The sequence below is a fragment of the Candidatus Methylacidiphilales bacterium genome (assembly GCA_030054035.1).
In the GTDB taxonomy this organism is placed as follows: Bacteria; Pseudomonadota; Gammaproteobacteria; order JASGCS01; family JASGCS01; genus JASGCS01.
The window spans coordinates 38,515-62,422 of the sequence record JASGCS010000009.1; the positions used below are offsets into that span (position 1 = coordinate 38,515).

Sequence of the window (23,908 nt, forward strand, 5' to 3'; positions counted from 1 at the left end):
ATGCCAACCACAACCTCTACAATCCACAAACTTATTTCTCAACTATGCCCTAAAGGTGTGGAGTTTAAAGAGTTGGGGGAGTTAGGTGTATTTTATGGTGGGCTCACTGGTAAAAGTAAGAATGATTTTAGTAATGGTAATGCAAAATATATTACTTATATGAATATATTTTCAAATATTTCAATAAATACAGAAGTTTCATCATTTGTTAAAATTAATGTTAATGAAAATCAAAATAAAATTAAATATGGAGATGTATTATTTACAGGTTCTTCAGAAACACCATATGAATGTGCTATGTCGTCAGTGTTAACAACTAAGATAAATGAAAATATATATTTAAATAGTTTTAGTTTTGGTTTCAGATTCAATGAAAATATTACAATTATTCCAGATTTCTCAAAATATCTTTTTAGAAGCAATGAATTAAGACAACAAATAAATAAAACAGCAAATGGTGTTACAAGATTTAATGTTTCAAAAAAAATATTTTCTAAAATCAAAATCCCCATCCCACCTCTACCAATTCAAAAAGAAATTGTAAGAATATTAGATAGTTTTACCGAATTAGAATCCGAATTAGAATCCGAATTAGAATCCGAATTAGAATCCAGAAAGAAGCAATATGAATATTATAGAAATGAATTATTAACTTTTGGTGATGAGGTGGAATATAAAGAGTTGGGTGAAGTATTATTAAAAACTGAAAATATTAAATGGAAAAAAGTTTCAGATGAAAATTATAAATATATTGACTTAACCTCCGTAAATAGAGAAAATAATAAAATTGAAGTAACTCATAACATTAATAAATTAAATGCTCCAAGTAGGGCACAACAAATTGTTTTAAAAGATGATATTATATTTGGAACAACAAGACCTACATTAAAACGATATACAATAATATCAAATGAATTTAATAATCAAATATGTAGTTCTGGTTTTATTGTTTTAAGAGCAAATAAATATATTGTAAACCCCAAATTCATTTATTATATTTTAACTACAAAAAGTTTTTATAACTTTGTTGAAAATAATCAAGAGGGTGCAAGTTATCCAGCGATATCAAATAGTTTAATTAAATCTTTCAAAATCCCCATCCCACCTCTTGCTGAGCAGAATAGAATTGTGGCTATACTTGATAAATTTGATGCATTGGTAAATGATATATCTATTGGTCTTCCTGGTGAGCTAAAGGCTCGCAGGCAACAATATGAATATTATAGAAATGAGTTATTAACGTTTGGTGAATTAGTAAAGTAATCTGTGGAAAATTACAATCCTCGTCTAAATATTATTGCTCAAAATACTGAAAGTACGGTAGTCGCTGAATATATATCTGATAGTTCAGGAGTAAGGGAAACAGGTTATCAGAATGAGTTGATGTTAGAGAGGGAATTGATAGTGCAGTTACAGAAGCAAGGCTATGAGTATTTGAGCGTATCAAATGAAGTGATGTTGATTGATAATCTACGGATACAATTAGAAAAGTTAAATACTATTGAGTTTACTGATAGTGAATGGGAGCGTTTCTTTAGTAGTGAAATAGCTAATGCGAATCAAGGTAGTAAAGAAAAAACAAGAACAATACAAGAAGATTGTATAAAATCATTTAAAAGAAATAATGGTGAAGTAATTAATATTAGTCTTGTTCGCAAAGAAAATATTCACGATAATATATTGCAGGTTATCAATCAGTATGAGGCAGAAGATGGACAGAGAAAAAATAGGTACGATGTTACTATTTTGGTAAATGGCTTGCCGTTAGTTCAAATTGAACTTAAAAAAAGAGGGGTGGCAATACAAGAAGCGTTTAATCAGATTAATAGATACGCTCGGGAAAGCTTCTGTTCGGCATCAGGCTTGTTTGAGTATGTGCAGTTGTTTGTGATATCAAACGGCACACATACTAAATATTATAGCAATACCACAAGGGCAGGGCATATAAAAGAGCAAGGTAGAGAAAAAAAAACTGGAAAACAAAATAGCCATAGTTTTGAATTTACGAGTTGGTGGGCAGATAGTACCAATAAACCAATTACAGATTTAATTGATTTTACTAAGACTTTTTTTGCAAAGCACACTATATTAAATATTCTTACTAAATATTGTGTATTTACCGCTGATCAGATTTTGATGGTTATGCGTCCCTATCAGATTGTTGCAACTGAGAAGATTATCAATAAAATTCTTATTGCTAGTAACTATAAAAAATATGGTAGCGTTGAGGGTGGTGGATATATTTGGCATACTACAGGATCAGGTAAAACACTTACCAGTTTTAAGACTTCACAGCTTATCAGTAAGTTGAAAGCTATTGATAAGGTGCTTTTTGTGGTGGATAGAAAGGATTTAGATTATCAGACGATGAGAGAGTATGAGAAATATGAACCAGGAGCAGCCAATAGTAATACCAGTACTCAAAAACTACAAAGACAGTTAGAAAATTCAGACGCGAAAATAATTATCACTACCATTCAAAAACTTTCCAGATTTATACAAACCAACAAAACTCATGGAATATATAGCAGTAAAATTGTTATTATTTTTGATGAGTGCCATCGCTCACAATTTGGCGAAATGCACATGGCTATCACAAAAGCATTTAAAAATTATTTTATTTTTGGATTTACTGGCACGCCAATATTTGCAGTGAATGCTTCAACTAATGGTCGTGTTAATTTCAAAACTACCGAGCAAGCGTTTGGGGATAGATTACATACTTATACCATTGTAGATGCTATTAATGATAGAAATGTTTTGCCGTTTAGGGTGGATTATGTTTCTACTATTCGCGAAAAAGAAAATATAGAAGATAAACATGTGCTTGATATAGACAGAGAGAGGGCATTTCAAGCACCTGAGCGAATTAGTAATGTTGTGAAATACATACGAGAGCATTTTGATCAAAAAACGAAACGGAATGACAACTATAGAATAGATGCTAGGCGATTGAATGGCTTTAATTCTATTTTTGCAGTATCGTCTATTGAAGCTGCAAAAGCATACTATTCAGAGTTTCAAAAACAAATGAAAGAAGTGGGCAGTGATAGTAGATTAAAAATCGCCATCATTTATAGTTTTGGAGTGAATGATGAAGTGGAGGGTACTATAGATGAAAACTCTGAAAGCACCGAAAATTTAGAAAAGAGTGATAGAGATTTTTTGGATAATGCAATTAAAGATTACAATACAATGTTTAAAGACAACTTTGATACTACCCCAGAAAAGTTTCAGAATTATTATAAAGATGTATCAAAGAGAGTAAAGGCAAGAGAGGTAGATTTATTAATAGTTGTCAATATGTTTTTAACTGGTTTTGATGCTACCACTTTAAACACCTTGTGGGCTGATAAAAATCTACGATTACATGGGCTGTTGCAAGCGTATTCACGAACAAACAGAATATTAAATAGCATTAAAACCTTTGGAAATATTGTATGTTTTAGACCTTTGGAAGAGGCTACTAATGAATCTATTGCATTATTTGGTAATAAGGAATCCAGAGGAGTCGTGCTACTTAAAACCTACCGTGAATATTATGATGGATATACAGACAGTAAAGGGGAAAAAGTAAAAGGATATATAGATTTGATAAACGAACTTGTTCAAAACTTTCCAATTGGCACTCGCATTGAGAGCGAAGAGAAGCAAAAGGAGTTTATAAAATTGTATGGGAGTATTTTGAAGTTGAGTAATATATTAGACGCTTTTGATGAGTTCAGCGAAGAAGGTCAGCGGATACTTACTAAACGAGACATACAGGACTATCATAGTATGTATATTGATTTATATACTCTATTCAGAAGATCAGAAAATGGTGAAAAGGAAAATATAAATGATGACATTGTTTTTGAGATGGAATTGCTTAAACAAGTGGATATCACTATTGATTATATCTTGGCATTGATTGAGAAGTATTACAAGGACCATATGATCAATAAAGAAATATTAGGAGTTATAGGCAAAGCGATTGATGCAAGTGTAGAGTTACGAAACAAAAAGGATTTGATTATCCAATTTATAGACACCCTACACAAAGAAAGTGATGTAGATAAAGACTGGTCAAGTTATATAGAGGAAAAAAAGTTTTCTGAATTAGATGAACTTATTAAAAAAGAAAATTTAAACAAAGAGGAAACTTATAAGTTTATTCAAAATGCTTTTATAGATGGGCGTATCAATGGCTCAGGAACAGTGATGGATAAAATGTTACCAGCGATTGATTTATTTGCCGATGATAACCAAGCATTAATAAAAAAGGAAAGCATTCTAAAGAAATTACAAGCATTCTTTGATAGATTTTTTGGTGTATAGTAGCGCCATTGAGTCAGAGGTCTAACCTACTGTGCTGATGCAAACATCAGAGTGCTTAGCACTATCAGTGTATGGCAAGTATAACTACAAAAGGTAACTGCAATGATAATGCAATAATTCTTTAGAACCTTAAAACAAGAAGAAGTATATCGCAACCAATATGATACTTGGGCAGAAGCACAAGCAGGGATATTTAATATTGTGAAACAATACAATGCCACATGGCTTCATCTAGCATTGGGTTACCGTACACCAATTGAATATGAAAACAGAGTAAAAACAAAACAAAATGAATTACAATATGCAAACTAGCTTAAGAGAAAACACTCCAAGAAAAGGGGGCCAGTGCACCTACGATTTTGTGCGGTTTAAGGTGGTAAGGTCACAATCGCTAGCTAAGTTCTTCATGATATAAGCGCATTGCTATAAAAGTAAATTTAAGCCCATTGTCAAGCGATTTACTTGGGGTTGCATTTTGTCATCCGATACACTCACTTTGATACACCTATGGCTATAGTTTTTCGTTAGCATATTTATCACTTAACGCATTGTCTAAGATACCCAAATTACCTTTGCATTCATTCATGCGACTTGACATTGAATAAAGTAAATTACTATTGGGTAATAGTTTGTAGAAATATCAGAATTATCATTTAGAATGTAATCATATGAATAAAAATTATTTAAATAAGAAAGAGTTGAACGAATACCTTGCAGGGGTTAAGGGAAATAAACACCTATTGTTGGGAAACGGCTTTAAATAAACTGTGTATGAAAGTTCTTTTATCAATTAAACCAATCTACGCTAATAAAATATTTGACGGAAAGAAGATGTTTGAATTTCGCAAAGTGATATTTATTAATCCTAATGTTAATAAAGTCATTGTCTATGCTTCGTCTCCTACCCAACGGGTTATTGGTGAATTTGAAATAGATGATATTATAACTACCAATCCTAGCGAGCTTTGGAAAAAAACAAAGAAATATGCTGGTATTTCTGAAGTGTTTTTTTATGAATATTTTCAAAATAGAAATATAGCTCATGCAATTAAAATTAAAAACTCAAAGTTGTATAAGCGATCACTTGATTTACAAAGTATTATCAAAGGTTCTCCCCCTCAGTCGTTTTTGTATATTAAATAATTGAGTAGCATCCAGAAGTATTTCAACTAGACACGACCACAGAGCGCACTCAAGTATTAATCACTTATGCAATTCTTGCGAGTGGTGGGTTAGAATGACCAAGAATCTCATCGAAGAAATGGTGCAGACGATGAGGTAAGATCATCCCATCACTGAGCCATTACAGAGGTGGTCTGAGTATATAGAATTATTTATCAAAGATAAAGTTTGCAATTCTAGTTGCGGCTTTATCGGTAGCAGTGTTAATATCTTCAGCTGTCCAATTATCTTTAGAATAATCAGTTAAATCCAACGCTATTTTAAACTTACTATCTTTATATCCAGCCTTCTCTTTGATAGATTTTATTTTTTTGGTCCTAAACCAATCATTGCTAATAGATTTATTGATGTCTTCTTCAAGTAGGATTTTATTTCCTAGTTTGTTTACTAAATATTCGAATTCTTCTTTAGTATTAATATTTGCATCTTTTCGGATACTTTCTTTATTTCGCCCACTTGAAGGCATGATGTGTTCAACATTCACGCTATTATCAAATGTAAAGACCTCTTGTTTATTTTTTGCGTATAAGTAGTCATTGATATAAACAAGTGTATTATTATCACATTCTTTGATATGATCTATTTCTTTTTCATATTTCCAGGCTTTAGTAATGTGCTCATCAAAGAAGTTTTTTATTTCTTCTATAGATATGCTAGTATCAGTAAGTTTATTATTTATGAAAAATAGAAATGTTTTAAATTTACTGTTTGAGTACCCACTTTCGCTTATTTCTAACAAAATAAATAATCTTAATAGACACTCTGATATTTGAAAGACTTTAGCTTTTACATCTTCTTCCTTATACTTAAAAAGGTAATTGGATAAAAAAAGTTTAGAATTTACGTTTAACTTTAATAGAATAATAACTAAGGGATCACTTTTTATCTCGCGCCATATATTTGCAAATTTAGTTATGTTATCGCAAAACGTGAATGGTTCATCTAGCAGTTTCTTATTCTTTTCTAAAAAATAACTTCTTAATCCTGGTGTAGTAACATCTGTTGACTCTAAATCTTTAGATGTATAATCTCTTTCAGTAGAACGCATATAGTACATATACTGTTGTAAAATTGAATCTAGGTCTACAATACTTTGTGAATTTAATGCATCAGCGATTTTGATTAGATCTTGCCATTTATCAATAAAAACTTTCTTCTCGTTATCTTCGGAAGGAACTTTATTATAAAGCTTAGCGGAAATAATATCAGCATCTGAAAGTGGCATACCTGTAGAATTAAGTGAATTAAACATTGTTATTGCTTGGTTCTCTTGCCAGGATTTTATCTCAATAACCTGGCATTTATTAAGAAGTGTCTCGGCAAAAGTGTTTAATGTATGTTTATTGAAACTCTTGTCATCGTTTAATTTCTTATAGAAAAAGTTAAAATTACGAAAATGATTTGTATATTTATTGTTGGTCTTTTTGAATTTAAACTTGACTGCGTTTATTTCAGCAGTGACAAAGTCTTTAGCCTCAATTATATTTATAAACTCATCTTTATAAAGCTCATTCATCGAATCATTTATTAAATAGTTTATGCCTTGAATCTTTGTTTGGTTTTTTATCTTATTAAGTATTTCTAACTCTTCATCTTTGTAAAAAATCTTGTAAATATTAATTTTTTTTAATATCAGCACATCTAAGATTGCTTGTTGATTTGAATCATTGGCGTCTTTTAATTTACTAATTTCAGTCTCAATTGTTAATAATAATGCTTTAATTAAATATATAAATGTAATTGTCCGCTGTTGACCATCAATTAAACTTAATTTATTACTATTATTTGTATCTGAGCTGTCAACTATAATCGTTCCAAAAAAATACGGATTTAAATCCTTGTTATTTTCTACAGCAGTAGAAAAAGAAACAATGTCTTGCCATAATTTATCACACTGAGATTCACTCCAAGAATACGCGCGTTGATATGAAGGAATATGAAAATGCTCTGAACTCGAAGGCCTTAGCTTTAAATATTCGCCAATTGTTTTAAGTTTTGGTTCAATTGTTTTATCCATAGTAGATTCTCAATTTCATTATACAATAATTCTAGACTATGATAATAAGATAACTGAATTACTGAAAAAATATCCTCAGAAGAAACAATTCATCTAGCACAACCTACATCACTCCTAACCTATTACCAAGAGTATCAAAAGTCATAGTATTTGATATTTCAAGTAAATGATGAGCATCACGATAGAATGTATGACCGTCTATAGTGCAGATGACCTTACCCCCTAAAACTGTACCAAATCTTCGATGAGGTTTATAGTAAATTAAAATAAACCAAAACTGAGGATTTAAGTATGAAAAAGATTTGTTTTACTGAAGACAAATAATCGCCATCTTGCAGAAGAATGCTGCAGGTATTGATATCGCTACCTTGTGTCGTGAACAAGGTATTACTCCTGGCACACTGTACAACTGGCGTCATAAGTACGGAACTACGGATGTTTCTTAAAGCAAAGAAACTTCGCCATCTGGAACAAGAGAACGGTACGCTCAAGAGAATAGTTGTTGACCTTACCTTAGAAAATATCGCCATCAAGGATGTCCTTTCAAAAAACTTCTAAGCCGTGCATCTAAAAAAACAGCTGCAGGGTATCTCACCGCAACCTATTCATTCAGCATGCGAAAAGTATGTGCTATGTTTGGTTGTGCTCGTTCTAGCATACGGTATCAATCTAACACATAGGATGATACGCAGATCATAGCACTCCTGAAACAACTAGCTGGTACGTTTAGTAGTGCTGGATACCTGATGCTCCATGCCAAAATAAGAGAACAAGGGTATATCATTAACAAGAAGAAAATATACCGAATATACCGAGCATTACAGCTTCAAGTAAGGACTAAGCGTAAGAAAAAGAGGTACAAAACAAGGTCAGTACTCCTTCCTGCAACCATGGTTAATTCTAGATGGTCTATGGATTTTGTTGCAGATCAATTGGAACATGGTAGGAGAATCAGAATTCTTAATGTAATTGATGATTACTCAATGAAGATCATAGGTAGCACTTGGATTTATCCAACCAGGAAAACCAACCCAAAACGCATTTGTTGAAAGTTTCAATGGTAAGTTTAGAAATGAACTACTCAATCAAGAGTACTTCAAAAATATTCAAGATGCCAGAGAAAAGATTAGTAACTATCAGAAGTATTTCAACGAAGCACGACCACATAGCGCACTTAAGTATCAATCACCCATGCAATTCTTGGGTGCAGTAGGTTAGAATGGAAAAGCAATTTACATGTGTCTCGTCTTTATCAAAGAAATGGCTTAGTCGATGGGGAGAGATCAAATGTATGATAAAGAAGTTAAACTAGTCAATTCTATACATGATTTATATGAAATAGTATCGCAAAATTGCATAGAAATTCCAGATAGAGATTCATTTATAGAACTTGTTAGGTCTTCATTTGAAAATATATCTGATAGACGAAGTAAGACTAAATTTAATCATCCAGTATTAAATGGTGAGGATTTTGTTGATATACTTAAAAAACGCGGATTAACGTTTGATAAAAATGAAGCCGAGTTTATTAATTTTATTGATTCTGTCAATTATCATAGATTTAAAAATTATTTAAAACCATTATTAGTTATTGACAGCCGAAAAATTGATAACTCTATAAAAAAAGTAATTAAAATCGCTCGTGGGATTCATTCAAGCGCCGATATCGAATCGTTCAAGAATTCTATAGCACATTCATTTCCTAATATAAAAATAAAAAAAGGCGCCTCTTGGGAAATTGCTTATAGTTATTATTTAATTGACGCTCAATTAAGAGAAATCGTATTAAGTGCAGTTTGTTATTTTGAAATAACTCTTAGATCAATACTTGTTGATATATTTAAATATGAATATAAAAATCATCATGGTTATAAAGCCATCATTGATGAACTAAAAGTAGTTGATTTATGTTCAATTAAGGAAAATAAAAGCTCTAAAATAATAATTGACAGATTATATAAATTAATAAATAATTATAGTAAAAGTAAAATAATGAAATATTATGAAGCACCCCCTATGCATTATCTCTTGGAAGAATCTAGCTTTGGGAATATTATAGATATAATTAAATTATTATATTTAGTGAAAAAAGAAGATATATTATTGTGTAAATTTAAACTAGGTGACAATAGAAATTATTTTACAGATTTCATGATTATAATCAAAACGTTAAGAAATAATTGTGCGCATAATAAAAGCTTGTTAGCTTTTAATTATGTTCGAAAAATTAAGACGGGTGTAAGCATCAATCATAATATTTCTCACGCACTGTTAATTATTGAATATTTATTCTTTGCTTTTCCTAATAGTAAGATTAAACAAGATATTAAAGCGCAATATCGTAAAAAACTTTCAGCATTTTTTATTGACATGAAAAACCCTAAAAACGATTTTCTAATAGGATATTGGCGTCAGATAGGAATTGAGTATGGAGAATACTATATGAATTTGTACAAAAAAGCTATAAGAGGTGATTTACCATTTCCGATCAATAGAACTGGGGAAGGGTCCTAACCGCCCCAACCTAAGAGGTTGGGGATGGGCTAGGGGTTGCTTGGAATCCCACCAAGACAATTGTATAAAATTATAACATTATTTTATGATGATGGGTAGGTCAGTGTAAGAAAAAGTATCTATGTGCTCTTACTGTTTTTCCATGTATTAATTCTTTCAATACATTGTTGCATATCGTCTCTAATTTCATATACCCAAAACCTGAGTATATCCCATCCAAGTTCAATCATTCTATTGTTTCTTAATTGGTCTCTTCGGCATATCTCTCCATCCCAGTTGCGATGGTAGTACTCACCATCTACTTCTATGTTGAGTTTTCTATCGCCATACAATAGTGCGAAGTCAAGAATATATTTATCTATTTGGTATTGTGGAATGGTATGAATGCCAGCTCTATACATTTCACTATAGAGTTTCTTTTCCCATTCAGAGACTTGGTTGGGGTTTGATACCTGTGGATATATATTGGTACAATCATCTGTGGTTAAGTTGCGTGATTGTGGATTGTTTTCTAATGTAGAAAAATACTCTACAAATGATGCAAGATGTGGTACTTGAGAGTTGGCGCAAGCATTTTTATCACCCACGACGACTAGATGTGCTCGGGCACGAGTGATGGCCACATTAAAGAGGTTGCTGTTTTGTTTAAGAAAATTAATTGCACCTTTTTGCATTCCAGTACTCAGTACAGGTGAAAAATAAATTATATCCCTTTCATCACCTTGAAAACTATGAATTGCATCTATGATTAAATTATTGGCATTAATTTTTGAGTTGAGTAGATGGTTTTGCATAATGAGAGTTCTTATATAATTTGCCTGCGCTCTAAATGGAGTAACAACTCCAATGCTACCAACATAATTATCTTCCAGCAGTACTATTTGTAAGTCTTTAACTAATGCCTTTGCCTCAGCTTCATTATACGCACTCCCAGTTGGAGGTCTAATAACACTGCCTTCAATATTAACCCAACGAATTCCAGAAGTATACATTTTTGGAGTTACTAATTTGGTATAGTTTGTTGCGATTAAAAGTTTATTTTGATAGTAATGTTTATTGGAAAATTCAATGATAGAAGCATGGCTTCTATAATGCTCACGCAGTTCAGTTACATTATTTGGTTGGCAATAGGTCATTGCCAGACTAAAAAGTGAATTATAAGTATATGACCATCCGATATTATTTTCTTCTAGTGCGTAGTTAATCAGCAACTTCTGATCTATCCAATGATCAATACCACTAATATGGCGCAACTGTTTGTCGTCTCCGATGATTACTGCTCGTTTCGCTCTGTAGAGAAGTGGTAGTATAGAAGCGATATCACATTGCCCTGATTCATCTATCACCACCAAATCAAAATAATTAGGCTCAAAAGGAATTCTATTTTTCACTGAGAGTGATGTAACTATCCAACATGGTACTGCATGAGAAAGTTCTTGTGTTAATTTATTATATTGAGATTGGATTTCTTTTGCTAGGAACTTTTCTTTGTTGCTGATAACTATTTCCAGCAGTGTACTGTAGTTATTTAATTTTTTTCTATGTGAATTTTGTATCGTTGCAATTTGTTGTGATACCCAGTCTTGCCAAAGCAGTAGTGAGTATTTATTGTAGTCATGCTTGATTGATATAAGTTCTTTTGCTAATTCAGAAAGCTGCTTTGAGCGTTGAAGTATTTTTAAGGCATGAATATATTTATTATAGGTAAGATACTCGTTATACTTATTTTGAATAGTATCGTAACAATCAAACCACGGTGCTAGGGTAGCGTCATTATAAGGTAGCACTGGCTGCTCTAGCGGTGGGCTCCATTTTGTTTTTAATGAATCAAATGTAGCATGAATGTTGTTAAATTTATTTTTACGCAGCAAAATCCAAAATAATCTCACCAGTAGATTATTATTTGCCTTCACTCCTTCTTGCAGACTGCAATTGAATGCATCTAACGCTGTGTGTATTTCTGAAAGATTGCTATTCCTGCAAAAATCAATTTCCTCTGCAGTAAGCAATGTATGTATTGATTTAATTTCTTGATCTAGGGTATCTACAATATTTCTATGCATGATTAGTTCTTGCTCTTTAGCATGAATATCAGAAATCATCGATGAAAGCGTTTTGATTGTTTGAAGATAGCTATGATATTGATTGGTAGTATTATCTTTTTGTGGAGCAGTAAGCAACTGCAAAAAGTGCTTTGCCAGATTATCTTGGTATATCCCAGCGCCGACTCGTACAAATAATGACTGACAACCAAGGTTAGCTAAACGCTCTTCAACCACATCAACCGCTTTATTATTTTTACTAGTAAATAATGTTTTATTTCCTTTCCAAATATTATTGACTAGCACATTTGCCACTACTTGAGATTTACCAGTTCCAGGAGGTCCAATTACCACGCTTAATGTTTGTGTCAAAGATTTTTTAACTGCTTCTTTTTGATCAATGCTGAGTGGGGCTATTTCAATAATCGGATCGGAATCAACCTCTGAAACAGGTGAGATGGTGCTGGGATTAAAAAATTCACCTAAGGCAGTGTTTGATATATCTTGTAATGATAGTTCTGATAGTTGTTTTAATTCAGATTCTAGTCCCAGGGTAAATGGCGTGCGTTCCGCAACTACTAATACTGCATTGTTGTAAATACCTTTAGTACCTAGTTCAGTAACTGATAATGCATCTCTCAATAGAAGCGCATTTATTGTGTCTACCCATGGCCACTCACTTCTTATTGATTGCAGTTTACCTATGAGGCAATTTAATTCAGTGAGCGATGTTATATTCGGTATTTCAAGCTCATGTTCTAACTGATTTGCTTCAGCTATATATTCATTACTAAAACCATTTGAAAATAGCTTAACAATTTTCTTATTTACTTTTGGTAAGTTATCTTCTAGCGTTATACTATTATTTTCTGCTAATACAGAAAATAATAGTATAGGTTCAAGATAATGAATAATAGTTCCAGATTTTAATTTCTGTGGTCTCAATATAACTGGATACCCAAGACTCAGCGCCAATCTACTTTTATCTTTTCTAATTCTACTGAGTAGCTTGTTTGCCTGATCACTTTTAATTCTTTGCGTTTCAAATATATCTTCTAATGAAGGCAATGCGACATATTCCACTTCTTCATTTCTATTGCTAGAGGTTGCTACGCTAATACCTTCATCTTCTTTATTTATACAAGAAAGATAGTATTGACAAATTCTATACAATAAACTTGATTGATTTGTATTGCTAGCCATCGCTATTGTTACTTACTCTTAAGTTATTTGACCATTAATAGTATTTTATGCTAATCTTCAATCTCAATAATAATCTTAGCTAGATGGTCGCTAACAATTGAAATATATTGTGCGCTCAAGTATCATTTATCTGTCCAATGCTTGAGTGCAGTAGGTTTGCATGATCAAAAATCTCATCGAAGGAATGGTACAGGTGATGGTGGAAGGTCAGATGAGCTAGTTATACCACACCATAAACTGCATCAAGCACTGTGATGTAGCGCACCAGTACAAAATGGAAACAATATTGTCAAGTTAAAACAAAATGATTTACAATATGTTAACTAGCTTAAGAGAAATCACTCAATGAAAAAGAGACTAGCGCTGTACGAAAAAGAAAGTGGCAATTATAAAAGCTATATACTAGCTCATTCTAATAAATTAACGGAAATTACTGATATCTTAAGTGACGGATAAAATTAAAAAAATAACAGATTTATCTGACACAGATGCTAGAATTTTCTTCTTAAAAGAAGAGAGCTATTTTACATTTGATTTACCTGTATATTTTACTTTCAATAATCTACTTCAAGAAATATCAGATCAATTAAAATCAACACCTTTAATTATAAATAATATACAAGCAAAGAATTGTGAAAAGGTTAATTATAAACTAATCCATAATAAGAATGGTAGGTATTCTTGGAGATCACTTCAACTTATTCACCCAGTGATTTATGTTTCACTTGTTCATGAAATAACTAAAAATAATAATTGGGGAATTATTATTGATAAGTTAAGAGATTACAAAGCTAAAAATGTTGTTGATTGTTTAAGTATGCCATCTATTTCAGAAGATGATAAGTCTCAAAAAGCAACTCAGATTATAGTTTGGTTACAAGAAATTGAACAAAAGTCAATAGCTTTATCTTTGGATTATGAATATATATTTCAAACAGATATTGTTAATTGTTATGATTCAATTTATACTCACTCAATATCATGGGCATTACATACAAGAGAAGAAGCAAAGAAACCAGGAAACAGAAATAATTTTGATTTAGTTGGTGTGGTAATAGACAAATATTTACAATCAATGTCTAATGGGCAAACAAATGGAATACCACAAGGTAGTTTATTAATGGATTTTATCGCTGAGATTGTATTAGGTTATGTTGACTCTGAATTAAGTGAAAGAATAAAAATAAATGATATTAATAAAGAAGAGTTTAAAATTCTCAGATATAGAGATGATTATAGAATATTTGTAGATAATCCACAAATAGGAGAAAAAATAATAAAACACCTAAGTATTGTTCTCGCAGAATCAGGATTTAAAATTAATAGTGATAAAACAAAATCGTCAAAAAATATTATCAATGATTCAATCAAGGAAGATAAATTGTTTTATATCCATAATTATAAGTATTCAAAAAATATTCAATATGAATTACTAGTTATAAATAATTATGCAGACAAGTATCCAAATTCCGGAAGTCTTAATAAACTCTTACAAAAATTATTTAATAGAATAGAATCGTGGACAAGCACAAATCAAAACATAGAAGTAATAATTGGAATATTGATGCATATAGCATATAAAAATCCAATAACCTACCCTATAGCCGCATCGATTTTAAGTAAGTTTTTAAGCTTACTTTCTAATGATCAAGAAAAGATAAATATTATCGTTAAAATAATAGAAAAATTTAAAAAAATACCTAACACAGAACATCTTGACTTGTGGCTGCAAAGAGTAAGTTTAAATTTAAAAAATGATATTGAATATCTTGGAAGTCTTTGTGAAGTAGTAAAAAAAATAAAAAATATAGAAGTAATGGATAATAAGAAAATATGGAACAGCGAGTGGGTGAAAGGCTATCCTGAATTGTATAAGATTATAGAAAGTACTAATATAGTAAATTCTGAAATAATAGAAAAAATTGAAACTGTAATTAGGGAAGAAGAAGTTTTATTATTTGGAAAGAAAACGCAGTACTATAATTAGAATGTTAAAATAAATTATTTACGATTACTTTGATTGGTCTTCTCAATTAGTTATACCACTAAGAAGTATTATGACAGCGCCTCTCTTGACATGGAACAATGTATAGATACTCTTGGGAAAATAGTAACTAAAAATATCAGCACTTCCATGTATCCACTTATAATATTATCCTATGACTGAAATTTATATTTATCGCATGACTCATATTCAAAATATTCCTCATATTTTGAATCATGGATTAACAACCTTAAGTTCCCCAAATAATAATCCTGATTATATAGCTATAGGAAGCAGACAGATTATTAAGAAAAGAGAGAGATCAGAAGAACGCATACCTTTTTATTTTTGTAAAAAAAGCCCGATGCTTTATTGTATTCAGAATGGGCATTACGTGTCTCAAAAAACTAGCCCCCATCAGATAGTATACCTAGTTTCAAGTATTTCAATATTGGGTTCTATGAAAGTTAATTATTTTTTTACAGATGGCCATCTTCTATCTGGCAACACTAAAGTATTCAGTAAAGATCGCATTAATGATATTTATTCAATCTTAGATTTTAATGCAATTAATGCTATATATTGGAATGATAATTCTGAAATAAAAAGGAAAAAGGAGGCTGAATGTGTTGTTGAGCAAGACCTGCCCTTGCATTCTCTGATTGGGTTCATAGTATATAATAAAGATGCTTTTGAATGTGTTTCTGGTTTTGTTGAAGAAGCTGGTTTCGCAGATTTAAAAGCTAAAATTAAAATAGATTCTAAAGCTTATTTCTAATTAAATGATAAAGTACATCAATGACGGCAACTTATTTGAAAGTGCTGCTGATGCTTTAGTTAATACAGTAAATACCCAGGGGGTAATGGGTAAGGGTATTGCACTACAATTCAAAGGATACTTTAAGAAAAACTTTACAGTTTATAAAGATTATTGCAAATCAGGAAAATTAAATGTAGGTAGTTTGTTGTTTGTTGAAGATAGCTCACTCCTCTATGGTAAGAAACTCATAATAAATTTTCCAACAAAAACAGAATGGAGAAAACCATCAGAATATTCATATCTAGAGAGTGGATTAGCTGAATTAAAAAAAGAAATTATTAGCAGAAATATTTCATCTATTGCTCTACCATTACTAGGTGCAGGTAATGGAGGTTTGGAAGTAGCTAAAGTGATAAAGCTGATTGATCGCTATTTACAAAATATACCCAATTGCACTATTGAGGTTTATCTGCCAAATACTATCTATAGACTAAAGAGAAATAAAAAAGATGTTGCACTAACACCTGCAAGAGCTTCTTTGCTTGCAGTGCTATATGACATGGTTGATTATGGTTATGATACAACCAATTTTGCTACTCAAAAAATTATTTATTTACTACAGGAATTTGGAGCAAGAGAATATTTTAAATTAGACTTCAAAAGTGGAAAATATGGTCCTTATGCTGATACTATTAGGCATATTTTGTTTGGCTTGCAGGATGCTTATATCTTTGGAAATATTGACAAAAATCTAAAGCCATTTGAACCATTTGGGTTAATGTTAGACAGAAAAGAAGAAGTGCTGAACTACTTATCTCAACCAGATAATAATCATATTAGCAGTATTGTTGACATGGTAAAGAAATTTCTGCAGGAAAATAAATTTTATTCAGATTATTATCTTGAGTTAATTACTTCAGTTGGTTATATTATCAAAAATAATACTAACTGTGATCTTGAATCTATTAAAGTTGAGTTAATTAACTGGGGGGATGCTTCTGGTAATTTAAATAAAGAAGTTTTTGCAAATGATAAATTCCTACCGCAAATCATAGATTTAATTACACAAAATATTAGACATAATAGCAATTAGCACTCCCTATAAAAGTTGTATGTATATAATGTGTACTAAAACCTGCAACTAGTAGACAATCGTATTCGTCAATAAATCCTAAACATATAATTGGTCTGGACTTGGGGCCAAACTGTTCGATAATGGGTTCAGTGAGCCTTATTTCAGCTACATATTTTTGTAATGTAGACAACCTAAATAAGTTTCTTGTTTAAACTTTTATAAAAAATAAAAGCATCAGGGTAGCTTTCACTTGAATCAAATTCATCTTCATAGGTCATTTGAGCGCTTTTTGAATTTGCCTCCTTATTGTTCCAAGCCCTACGCCATGATGATATTTGTTCATGGGTAGCTTCCCTGACTGTTGAAGTGGAATGTCCTTCAATAATAAATAACCAATTGTCAAGTAATTCTAATTGATATTTGGAAAGTAAATCTAGATTTGGTTGTCCGTTAGGAGTTATCTCGCGTACCTGATCATTCCATGTCGCAGATTGGACAGTATATTTATCAGTAGATTTTATGCTCTTAATTTCATCATATAAAGTTTGTGGTACTGGGCCTTTCTCTAATGCTAAATACTTTAAATTTAAAGCTGGAATTCCAACTTCTCTGAGGTGTTTAAAGTCATAAAAACTTAATAATTTATATAATAATTGCTGTGTAATTGACCTGTTATTTGTTATTTTGTATTTAGTAGCAATGTACATTGTTCAGTATTTCTCTATCTAAATCTGTTTTTTTCATAATAATATTTTACTTGACATTGCACAGTACGCACTATAATTCAGAAAAACTCTTTCTGGTAGTTTAAACAACAGCACTTATAAATTAAATGGGAGAATAATATGTGCATAAGAAAATAGTTCAGTTGATGGGGCAGGCCATTGTTCGGATACGAACTTCTGAAGAAGGCCCTGAAGCTATCGGCTAATATATTTAGCGACTTGGGCATAGAATCATACCCAAATTATTTGATGTTCTCACTAGAGCATTACAGTGATCTAGTAGAGGGGATGTTGAAAATCAAAGAAACGATATATATGGTAAAGAAACGATTCAGAAACGATTCAGAAACCAAAATCAAAATCTCTTCAATGAAATGGCACAGACGACGAGATAAGGGTCAGTTTAGCTCAGGGTCTAAAGAAGTAAATCATGCCGAGTAGCAATGTTGCTATGATTAGTAGCATGGTTAGTCGTGTTTGTGATTTCTTGAGGATTAGTAGCTCGTCATGGGTTTGCATGGTTTGTTTGGTTAGCCTAATAAATTGTTTGTTGATTGTTTCAAAAGATTGGGTGCTGAGGATGGTGTCTGCCATTTGCAGTACTTGTACGAATCGTTTTACTGAGTTGGTGATGGATCGTTGGTCGGTGAGCCATTGTTTTATTTTAGGTTTAGAGTATGCCCAGAGGTCAATGGATGGGTCAAGTTGTCTTGCTAGTGATTCTAGGTGAAGCACTGTTTTTTGCAGGAGGAGGAGTTGGGGTTGGATGTTGATTTTATGTTTTTTGGCTGTGGAGAAGACCGAGAAAAGTATTTTGCCAAATGATATATCTTTTATTTCTTTATTATGGAGCATGGTGACGATCTCTTCTAGGTCTCTGATAAAGGAAGGTATGTCAGTTTCATCAGGAAGCCACTCTGAATCAATATGGAGTGAGGCTACCATTTCAAAATCTCGATCAAGGAGGGCAAAGATATTCTTGGCTAGGTAATATTTATCTCGTTTGCTAAGTCTACCGATGATGCCAAAGTCTAGTAAGATTAGTTGTGGTTGTGCTGGGTTTTGAATATCTATAAATATATTGCCTGGATGAATATCGGCATGAAAGTGTTCAAAGTAAAAAATCTGTTCAAAGAAAATATCTAGGATTAATTTTGCGATTTGTGTTCTGGAAATGTTTTTTGTGTCTAGGCGCTCAAGTTCGGTAAGCGATACTCCATGAAGCTCATCCATGACTAGTACGGTTTGATTGGAGAGTTCATAGTTGATGGTTGGTAAGATTACAGGACGGCTGGGTAGGTGTTGGTACTGCTGCTTAAATGAACGAATTGCTTTTGCCTCGTTGCGTAAGTCTAGTTCAGTGAAAAGTACTCTTTGCAGTTCCTTGAGAATATCTGGAATATTAAATCGTTTAAATGAAGGGTACATGGTAAGTATCAGAGACTGTATGTCTTGTAATAATTGTAAATCTCGTTTAATGAATTTTTCTATATTGGGGCGCACTACTTTTAATACCACAGGCTTGCCGTTGGTTAGTGTCGCACGATGTACTTGAGCGATTGATGCTGAAGCCATTGGTGTTGGTGAAATCGTAGTAATGACTGTGGTGTAATCACCATATGCAATAGTAAGTTGCTTATGGAGCTGTGCTTGGTTAAATGGCTCTACTTTGTCGCGCAGTCGTGATAAACAATCTACTACTTCTTTAGAGAACATATCTGTTCTGGTAGATAACAATTGCCCAAGTTTAATGTAGAGTGGCCCTAATGCTTCTAAAAACAATGGTATGCGAACTGTGAGTGGTAATCTTCTTGTCGTTGAAAACCAGGTTAGTGGATTACTGTAATAGAGAAAACCAAATCGCTTAAAAAATGGAATCTGATAGAGCAAGTCATCAATACCAAACCGATAGGAGTAATATATTATTCTCCATAATTGAACATAGCTTGACCACTTCATGGTAGATTTTGTTGTTCCAGCCGATCAACTTTATTTTTTAATGATTGAATGGCTTGATACAATGTATGTGCTTCTTGTTTAGTAGGTAAATTCGCAAGAGTAAAAAAGACATACCTCGTTAGGTCATCTATTCTCAATTGGTTATCTCGCTGTGCGTTTAAAAAAAATGAATTACAAGTATCAACTACTAGAGCCGATGCTGTTGTACCGATTACCTTGGCAAGTATCATAGATATGGTTGTGGCAAGATCAAAGGATAATTGTTGGAGCGAGTCGGCAAGTTTAATGTCCCCATTAATTTTAATCATACCCTTATCTATCATTACTTTTGGGCTGGCTTGAAAAAACAATCCTGCTAGGCTACTTGCATATACCGTTATGGTTAAGTCAGTTTTAATACTCTGTAGGTTATTATTGTGAAAATGTGCTTGAACACCTTCTGGATCAATCTCTAAGATAAGCATTGCGTGTTCTAAAAGTATTGAATGAATTCCAATTAGCTTTCCTGTGAATACTTTGGAAAAGTCTTCCCATCCAGTTATCTTATTGTTTAAAGGTATGCGCATGATTATTTTTTGGCATGGTGCAGTGCCACTAATCCTCCACTTAGTGCGACATGAGTAACGGTAGTGAAACCAACCGATGTCAGTTCTTGGCTTAATGCTGGTGCGCTTGGATGCCGTTCAATTGATTCCAGTAAGTACTCATAACTTTCTCGGTCATGGAAAAATTTTTCAGCAAGGGGCATCATACATTTTTTCATCCATACACTACGAATGGAGTTTAATAATTTCCATGAGGCATGACTAAATTCAAGGATATGTAACGATCCTCCTGGACGCAACACTCGTTTTATTTCATATAATGCTTTAGTTCTGTCGGTAGCGTTCCTGATCCCGAAACTAATACAAACATGGTGGAGATGCGCATCAGGGAGGGGGATAGATTCTGCATAGCACTGTATGCTTTTGAAATCTATATGTCCATGATCAAGTAACCTACGCTTAGTTTGTTCAAGCATAGCTGGGTTAGGGTCTGAAATGGTTAATGTATTTTTATTGTCACATCGGCTAGCGAGCAAAAGACTAATATCACCGCTCCCGCAAGCTAGCTCTAGCACTTGATCGGTAGGCTTAATTGAGCAGAGATAGATAAACTCATGTTTCCAAATCCGATGTAAACCTAATGACATACAATCATTCATAATATTGTAATAAGGATGGACTTTACTAAATACCTCATCTATATACTTGGTACGATCACTATTTTCTGATTGCCAGAGTTTTGATTTATTACTAGGAGAGTCGTCTTTCATAGTCTTTGGGTTTTTAATACATATGATACTTTATCTAGTCTTCTAAATAATTTTGCTAGATCATCTCGGTCATGTAGCGAAAGTAGTATTTCTGAGGTTGCTAGTAATGGTTTTTCTTGAGTAGTATCTGTAGATAGTTTAATAATGTCAAAACCAGATTGCGAAATAACATGGCAGGCTTTGGCCAATGCACCTCGTTGATTTTCTAACGTAAGCTCTATATTTACCGTGAATAGCGTATCTTTAATAGTTTCCCAGCTTGGGTAAGCAATAGGTTGGCGTTGTTTAATGGCAGTTTCAATGAGAGGGCAGCTTTGTCGGTGTACTATTTCTGTTGTAACCTCATCTTCTGGTTTTGAGATGCTGACGATGCGATCGCCTCTAATTGGGTGGCAACAGCTCGCAAAGATGAATAATGCTGTTTCGGAATTAGTAACGGAGCCTTGATTTTGCTTTAGATAATCTCTGATTGCTTGTTTTGCTTTTTGTGAAATTACAAATTTTAAGTGAGAGTTCCTCACTTGAGGATATTGAGAAGTTTGAATTTCAATGGTTTGACCAAATTCCAACACTGAAGATAATGGAGCATAGCGATGATCAATTAAGGCACTGATTGCAGAATTGCCAATTGAGGTTGAAATGGCATAGGCAAAATCAAGCGCAGTGCTGCCTTTAGGCAGTGAAAGAGATGCGCCATCAGCATGGTATACCACAATTGAATCATAATAAATATCTTTTTGCATTTCAGAATAAAATTCTTTATCTGAGTCAAGTTCCCCTTTGAGGTGAGATAACTCATTAAACCAAGATTGATATTGCAGAATATGTGCGCTCTCTACATTTCTAATCGCTGAGCTTGATTCAGTCTTATAAATCCAATGTGAAGCGATTCCTGATTCACTAAATTGATGCATTTCATGGGTACGAATTTGAATTTCTAACCTGATCTGGTTTTTGGACTGAATAATAGTATGGAGCGATTGATACCCATTAATTTTTGGAATGGCAATGTAGTCCTTGAATGCGCCATGGATGGGTAAAAATAATTGATGGATTATTCCAATCGCAGTGTAACATTCCAGGGTGTCTCGTACTACAATTCGAAGTGCAAATAAATCTTGAACCTCACTAAATTTTAAATTTTTTTCAATCATTTTCCTGTATACAGAATAAAGTCGCTTAACTCTAAATTGTATATCGGCATGTATACCGTGGGTGATTAAATGTTGTTTGATTAAAGCGCTTACTTTTTGAATCTCATCATCATGGACAAGTATTAGTTTATTAAATTCTTCTCGTAATACTCTATATCTAAGCGGGTGAATAACTTGTAGGCTAATATCTTGTAATTCATTACCCCAGGCTGACATAGCCAGTCTATGCGCTAAAGGGGCATACATATCCAATGTTTCATTTGCTATCCGTATTCGATCATTGGGTGGCATGTGTTTGATGGTGCGCATATTGTGTAATCTATCAGCGAGCTTGATGATAACTACTCGTATATCGTCCACCATGGCAAGAAATAACTTTGAATACGATGCCGCTTTTTGATCTGTGATTGTGGTGTCAGAGACTCTGCTCACCCCATTTACTAATTTAGCTACTTCTGGACCAAATATTTCCTCAAGTTCGCCCAGTTCATATTCGGTGTCCTCAACTACATCATGCAGTATGGCGGCCACAATGGCATTTGCATCTATTTGAAGCGAGATAAGTAATTCTGCAACGGCGATGGGATGTATGACAAATTTATCACCGGATTTCCTGTAAATTCCAGCATGCGCTCGCGAAGCAAATTGGCATGCCTGTAAAATTAAATGACATTCTTTGGTATTTAGATATTTTCCAGCACTGTCAAGGATTGGCTGGTACAATTGCGTTTCGGGTAATGCAATTGTAGATTCCTGCATCGATGACTAGGTCTCGTTATTTGAATAGGCTTGACTAAGAATATCTTCTACACTTTGAGTGAGTTCGGTTTCTTGATTTAAGATCTGTTTGTCTATCTTACCTTCCTCATATTCTCTCATTGCAATAACAGTATTTTTTTCATTATCTGTTTCAACTAACGCGACATGTCCATGAGCAAGTTGCTTTGTCCTATGTGCGATGATAAGTACTTGGTCAAATAAATTATCTACCTTTTTTGGTTCTGTGTCCATCTTTAATACTCCTTTATTGTGTGTTATTGAATAGTTGTTCTAATTGCTTAGCTTTGTTATTTGAAACATAGGAAACGGTTAGTTTTTCACTTGCGATTACTGAGGTAAGCTCAAGGTACGCCTTGTCAAAGTTGTCATTAAATATTACATAATCCGCTTCCACAAAATGTGACATTTCTTCAAAGGCAACTTTCATTCTTCTATCTATTTCTTCTGTTGCAACTGCCCCGCGATTAAAAATCCTTAATCGCAGAATTTCTCGATTAATTGGCAATATATAAATATGTACTATATTGGGGAATCGTTTTTTAAGTTCTCGTGCACCCCTCCATTCAACTTCAAAAAATAAAGTTTTTCCCATTTTAATTAATTCTTTTGCGTCAATTTCAGGAGTCCCGTAAAGATTCCCGTAACTTTCAGTAAATTCTAAAAATTTACCTTGATCTGCTAAAGTACGAAACTCACTTTCTGAAACAAATTGATAATTACTATCCTCTGAGCTCTCTCTTTTTTTTCTTGTCGTGTAAGAGGTAATAAACTGATAATCGCCATGCTCTGAAATTAGCTTTTTAAGTAAGGTAGTTTTTCCAGTTCCAGATGGGGCGGTAATGATAAAAGCATCCCCTTTTAGTATATCCACAGCCATAGTA

The 23,908-nt window shown here is 32.8% G+C and carries 17 protein-coding genes; 8 read left to right on the forward strand and 9 right to left on the reverse strand.

Annotated elements, in window-relative coordinates; translation table 11 throughout:
* The 3 genes from QM538_06435 (at window position 1) to QM538_06445 (ending at window position 5,460) form a co-directional block, all read left to right on the forward strand.
* Window positions 1–1,263: a restriction endonuclease subunit S gene (locus tag QM538_06435; GenBank protein ID MDI9348125.1), complete on the forward strand. Its 1,263-nt coding sequence runs from the start codon at window positions 1–3 to the stop codon at window positions 1,261–1,263.
* A 3-nt stretch (window positions 1,264–1,266) separates the two neighbouring features.
* Window positions 1,267–4,317 carry a type I restriction endonuclease subunit R gene (locus QM538_06440; GenBank protein MDI9348126.1) on the forward strand — a complete coding sequence of 1,017 codons (3,051 nt, stop codon included), beginning with the start codon at window positions 1,267–1,269 and terminating at the stop codon, window positions 4,315–4,317.
* Between the two features lie 771 nt (window positions 4,318–5,088).
* Window positions 5,089–5,460 carry an ASCH domain-containing protein gene (locus QM538_06445; GenBank protein ID MDI9348127.1) on the forward strand — a complete coding sequence of 124 codons (372 nt, stop codon included), beginning with the start codon at window positions 5,089–5,091 and terminating at the stop codon, window positions 5,458–5,460.
* A gap of 187 nt (window positions 5,461–5,647) precedes the next feature.
* On the opposite strand, the gene QM538_06450 is transcribed toward QM538_06445, so the two are convergent.
* Window positions 5,648–7,516, reverse strand: coding sequence for a DUF262 domain-containing HNH endonuclease family protein (locus tag QM538_06450; GenBank protein MDI9348128.1), 1,869 nt, complete (start codon window positions 7,514–7,516; stop codon window positions 5,648–5,650).
* Between the two features lie 329 nt (window positions 7,517–7,845).
* Here QM538_06450 and QM538_06455 point away from each other — a divergent pair, with 329 nt between their 5' ends.
* Both QM538_06455 and QM538_06460 read left to right on the forward strand, forming a co-directional pair.
* Complete coding sequence (locus tag QM538_06455; protein MDI9348129.1) at window positions 7,846–7,962, forward strand: transposase; 117 nt, start codon at window positions 7,846–7,848, stop codon at window positions 7,960–7,962.
* 826 nt (window positions 7,963–8,788) lie between these two features.
* Entirely contained in the window at window positions 8,789–10,030 is a 1,242-nt protein-coding gene (locus tag QM538_06460) for an Abi family protein (protein ID MDI9348130.1), read from the forward strand.
* A gap of 119 nt (window positions 10,031–10,149) precedes the next feature.
* Here QM538_06460 and QM538_06465 read toward each other — a convergent pair whose 3' ends face one another.
* A complete protein-coding gene (locus tag QM538_06465; protein MDI9348131.1) occupies window positions 10,150–13,275 on the reverse strand; it encodes an AAA domain-containing protein in 3,126 nt (1,041 codons plus the stop codon).
* Between the two features lie 445 nt (window positions 13,276–13,720).
* Here QM538_06465 and QM538_06470 point away from each other — a divergent pair, with 445 nt between their 5' ends.
* The 3 genes from QM538_06470 to QM538_06480 all read left to right on the forward strand — a co-directional run bounded on the left by QM538_06470 (window position 13,721) and on the right by QM538_06480 (window position 17,112).
* Window positions 13,721–15,262: an RNA-directed DNA polymerase gene (locus QM538_06470; protein MDI9348132.1), complete on the forward strand. Its 1,542-nt coding sequence runs from the start codon at window positions 13,721–13,723 to the stop codon at window positions 15,260–15,262.
* A gap of 172 nt (window positions 15,263–15,434) precedes the next feature.
* Window positions 15,435–16,037 carry a DUF4433 domain-containing protein gene (locus tag QM538_06475; protein ID MDI9348133.1) on the forward strand — a complete coding sequence of 201 codons (603 nt, stop codon included), beginning with the start codon at window positions 15,435–15,437 and terminating at the stop codon, window positions 16,035–16,037.
* 4 nt (window positions 16,038–16,041) lie between these two features.
* Window positions 16,042–17,112: a macro domain-containing protein gene (locus tag QM538_06480; GenBank protein MDI9348134.1), complete on the forward strand. Its 1,071-nt coding sequence runs from the start codon at window positions 16,042–16,044 to the stop codon at window positions 17,110–17,112.
* 173 nt (window positions 17,113–17,285) lie between these two features.
* On the opposite strand, the gene QM538_06485 is transcribed toward QM538_06480, so the two are convergent.
* From QM538_06485 to gmk, 7 genes are all read right to left on the reverse strand, one after another.
* A complete protein-coding gene (locus QM538_06485) occupies window positions 17,286–17,801 on the reverse strand; it encodes a Panacea domain-containing protein (GenBank protein MDI9348135.1) in 516 nt (171 codons plus the stop codon).
* 426 nt (window positions 17,802–18,227) lie between these two features.
* Complete coding sequence (locus tag QM538_06490; GenBank protein MDI9348136.1) at window positions 18,228–19,778, reverse strand: AarF/UbiB family protein; 1,551 nt, start codon at window positions 19,776–19,778, stop codon at window positions 18,228–18,230.
* Complete coding sequence (locus QM538_06495) at window positions 19,775–20,344, reverse strand: hypothetical protein (protein ID MDI9348137.1); 570 nt, start codon at window positions 20,342–20,344, stop codon at window positions 19,775–19,777. Before QM538_06495 ends, QM538_06490 begins: the two co-directional genes overlap by 4 nt.
* Window positions 20,345–20,346: 2 nt before the next feature.
* Entirely contained in the window at window positions 20,347–21,093 is a 747-nt protein-coding gene (locus tag QM538_06500) for a ubiquinone/menaquinone biosynthesis methyltransferase (protein ID MDI9348138.1), read from the reverse strand.
* Window positions 21,090–23,006 (reverse strand): RelA/SpoT family protein, encoded by a 1,917-nt coding sequence (locus QM538_06505; protein MDI9348139.1) that lies wholly within the window; start codon window positions 23,004–23,006, stop codon window positions 21,090–21,092. Before QM538_06505 ends, QM538_06500 begins: the two co-directional genes overlap by 4 nt.
* Before the next feature lie 6 nt (window positions 23,007–23,012).
* Complete coding sequence (gene rpoZ, locus QM538_06510; protein MDI9348140.1) at window positions 23,013–23,258, reverse strand: DNA-directed RNA polymerase subunit omega; 246 nt, start codon at window positions 23,256–23,258, stop codon at window positions 23,013–23,015.
* Window positions 23,259–23,271: 13 nt separating this feature from the next.
* Entirely contained in the window at window positions 23,272–23,904 is a 633-nt protein-coding gene (gmk, locus tag QM538_06515) for a guanylate kinase (protein ID MDI9348141.1), read from the reverse strand.
* Window positions 23,905–23,908: the final 4 nt, after the last annotated feature.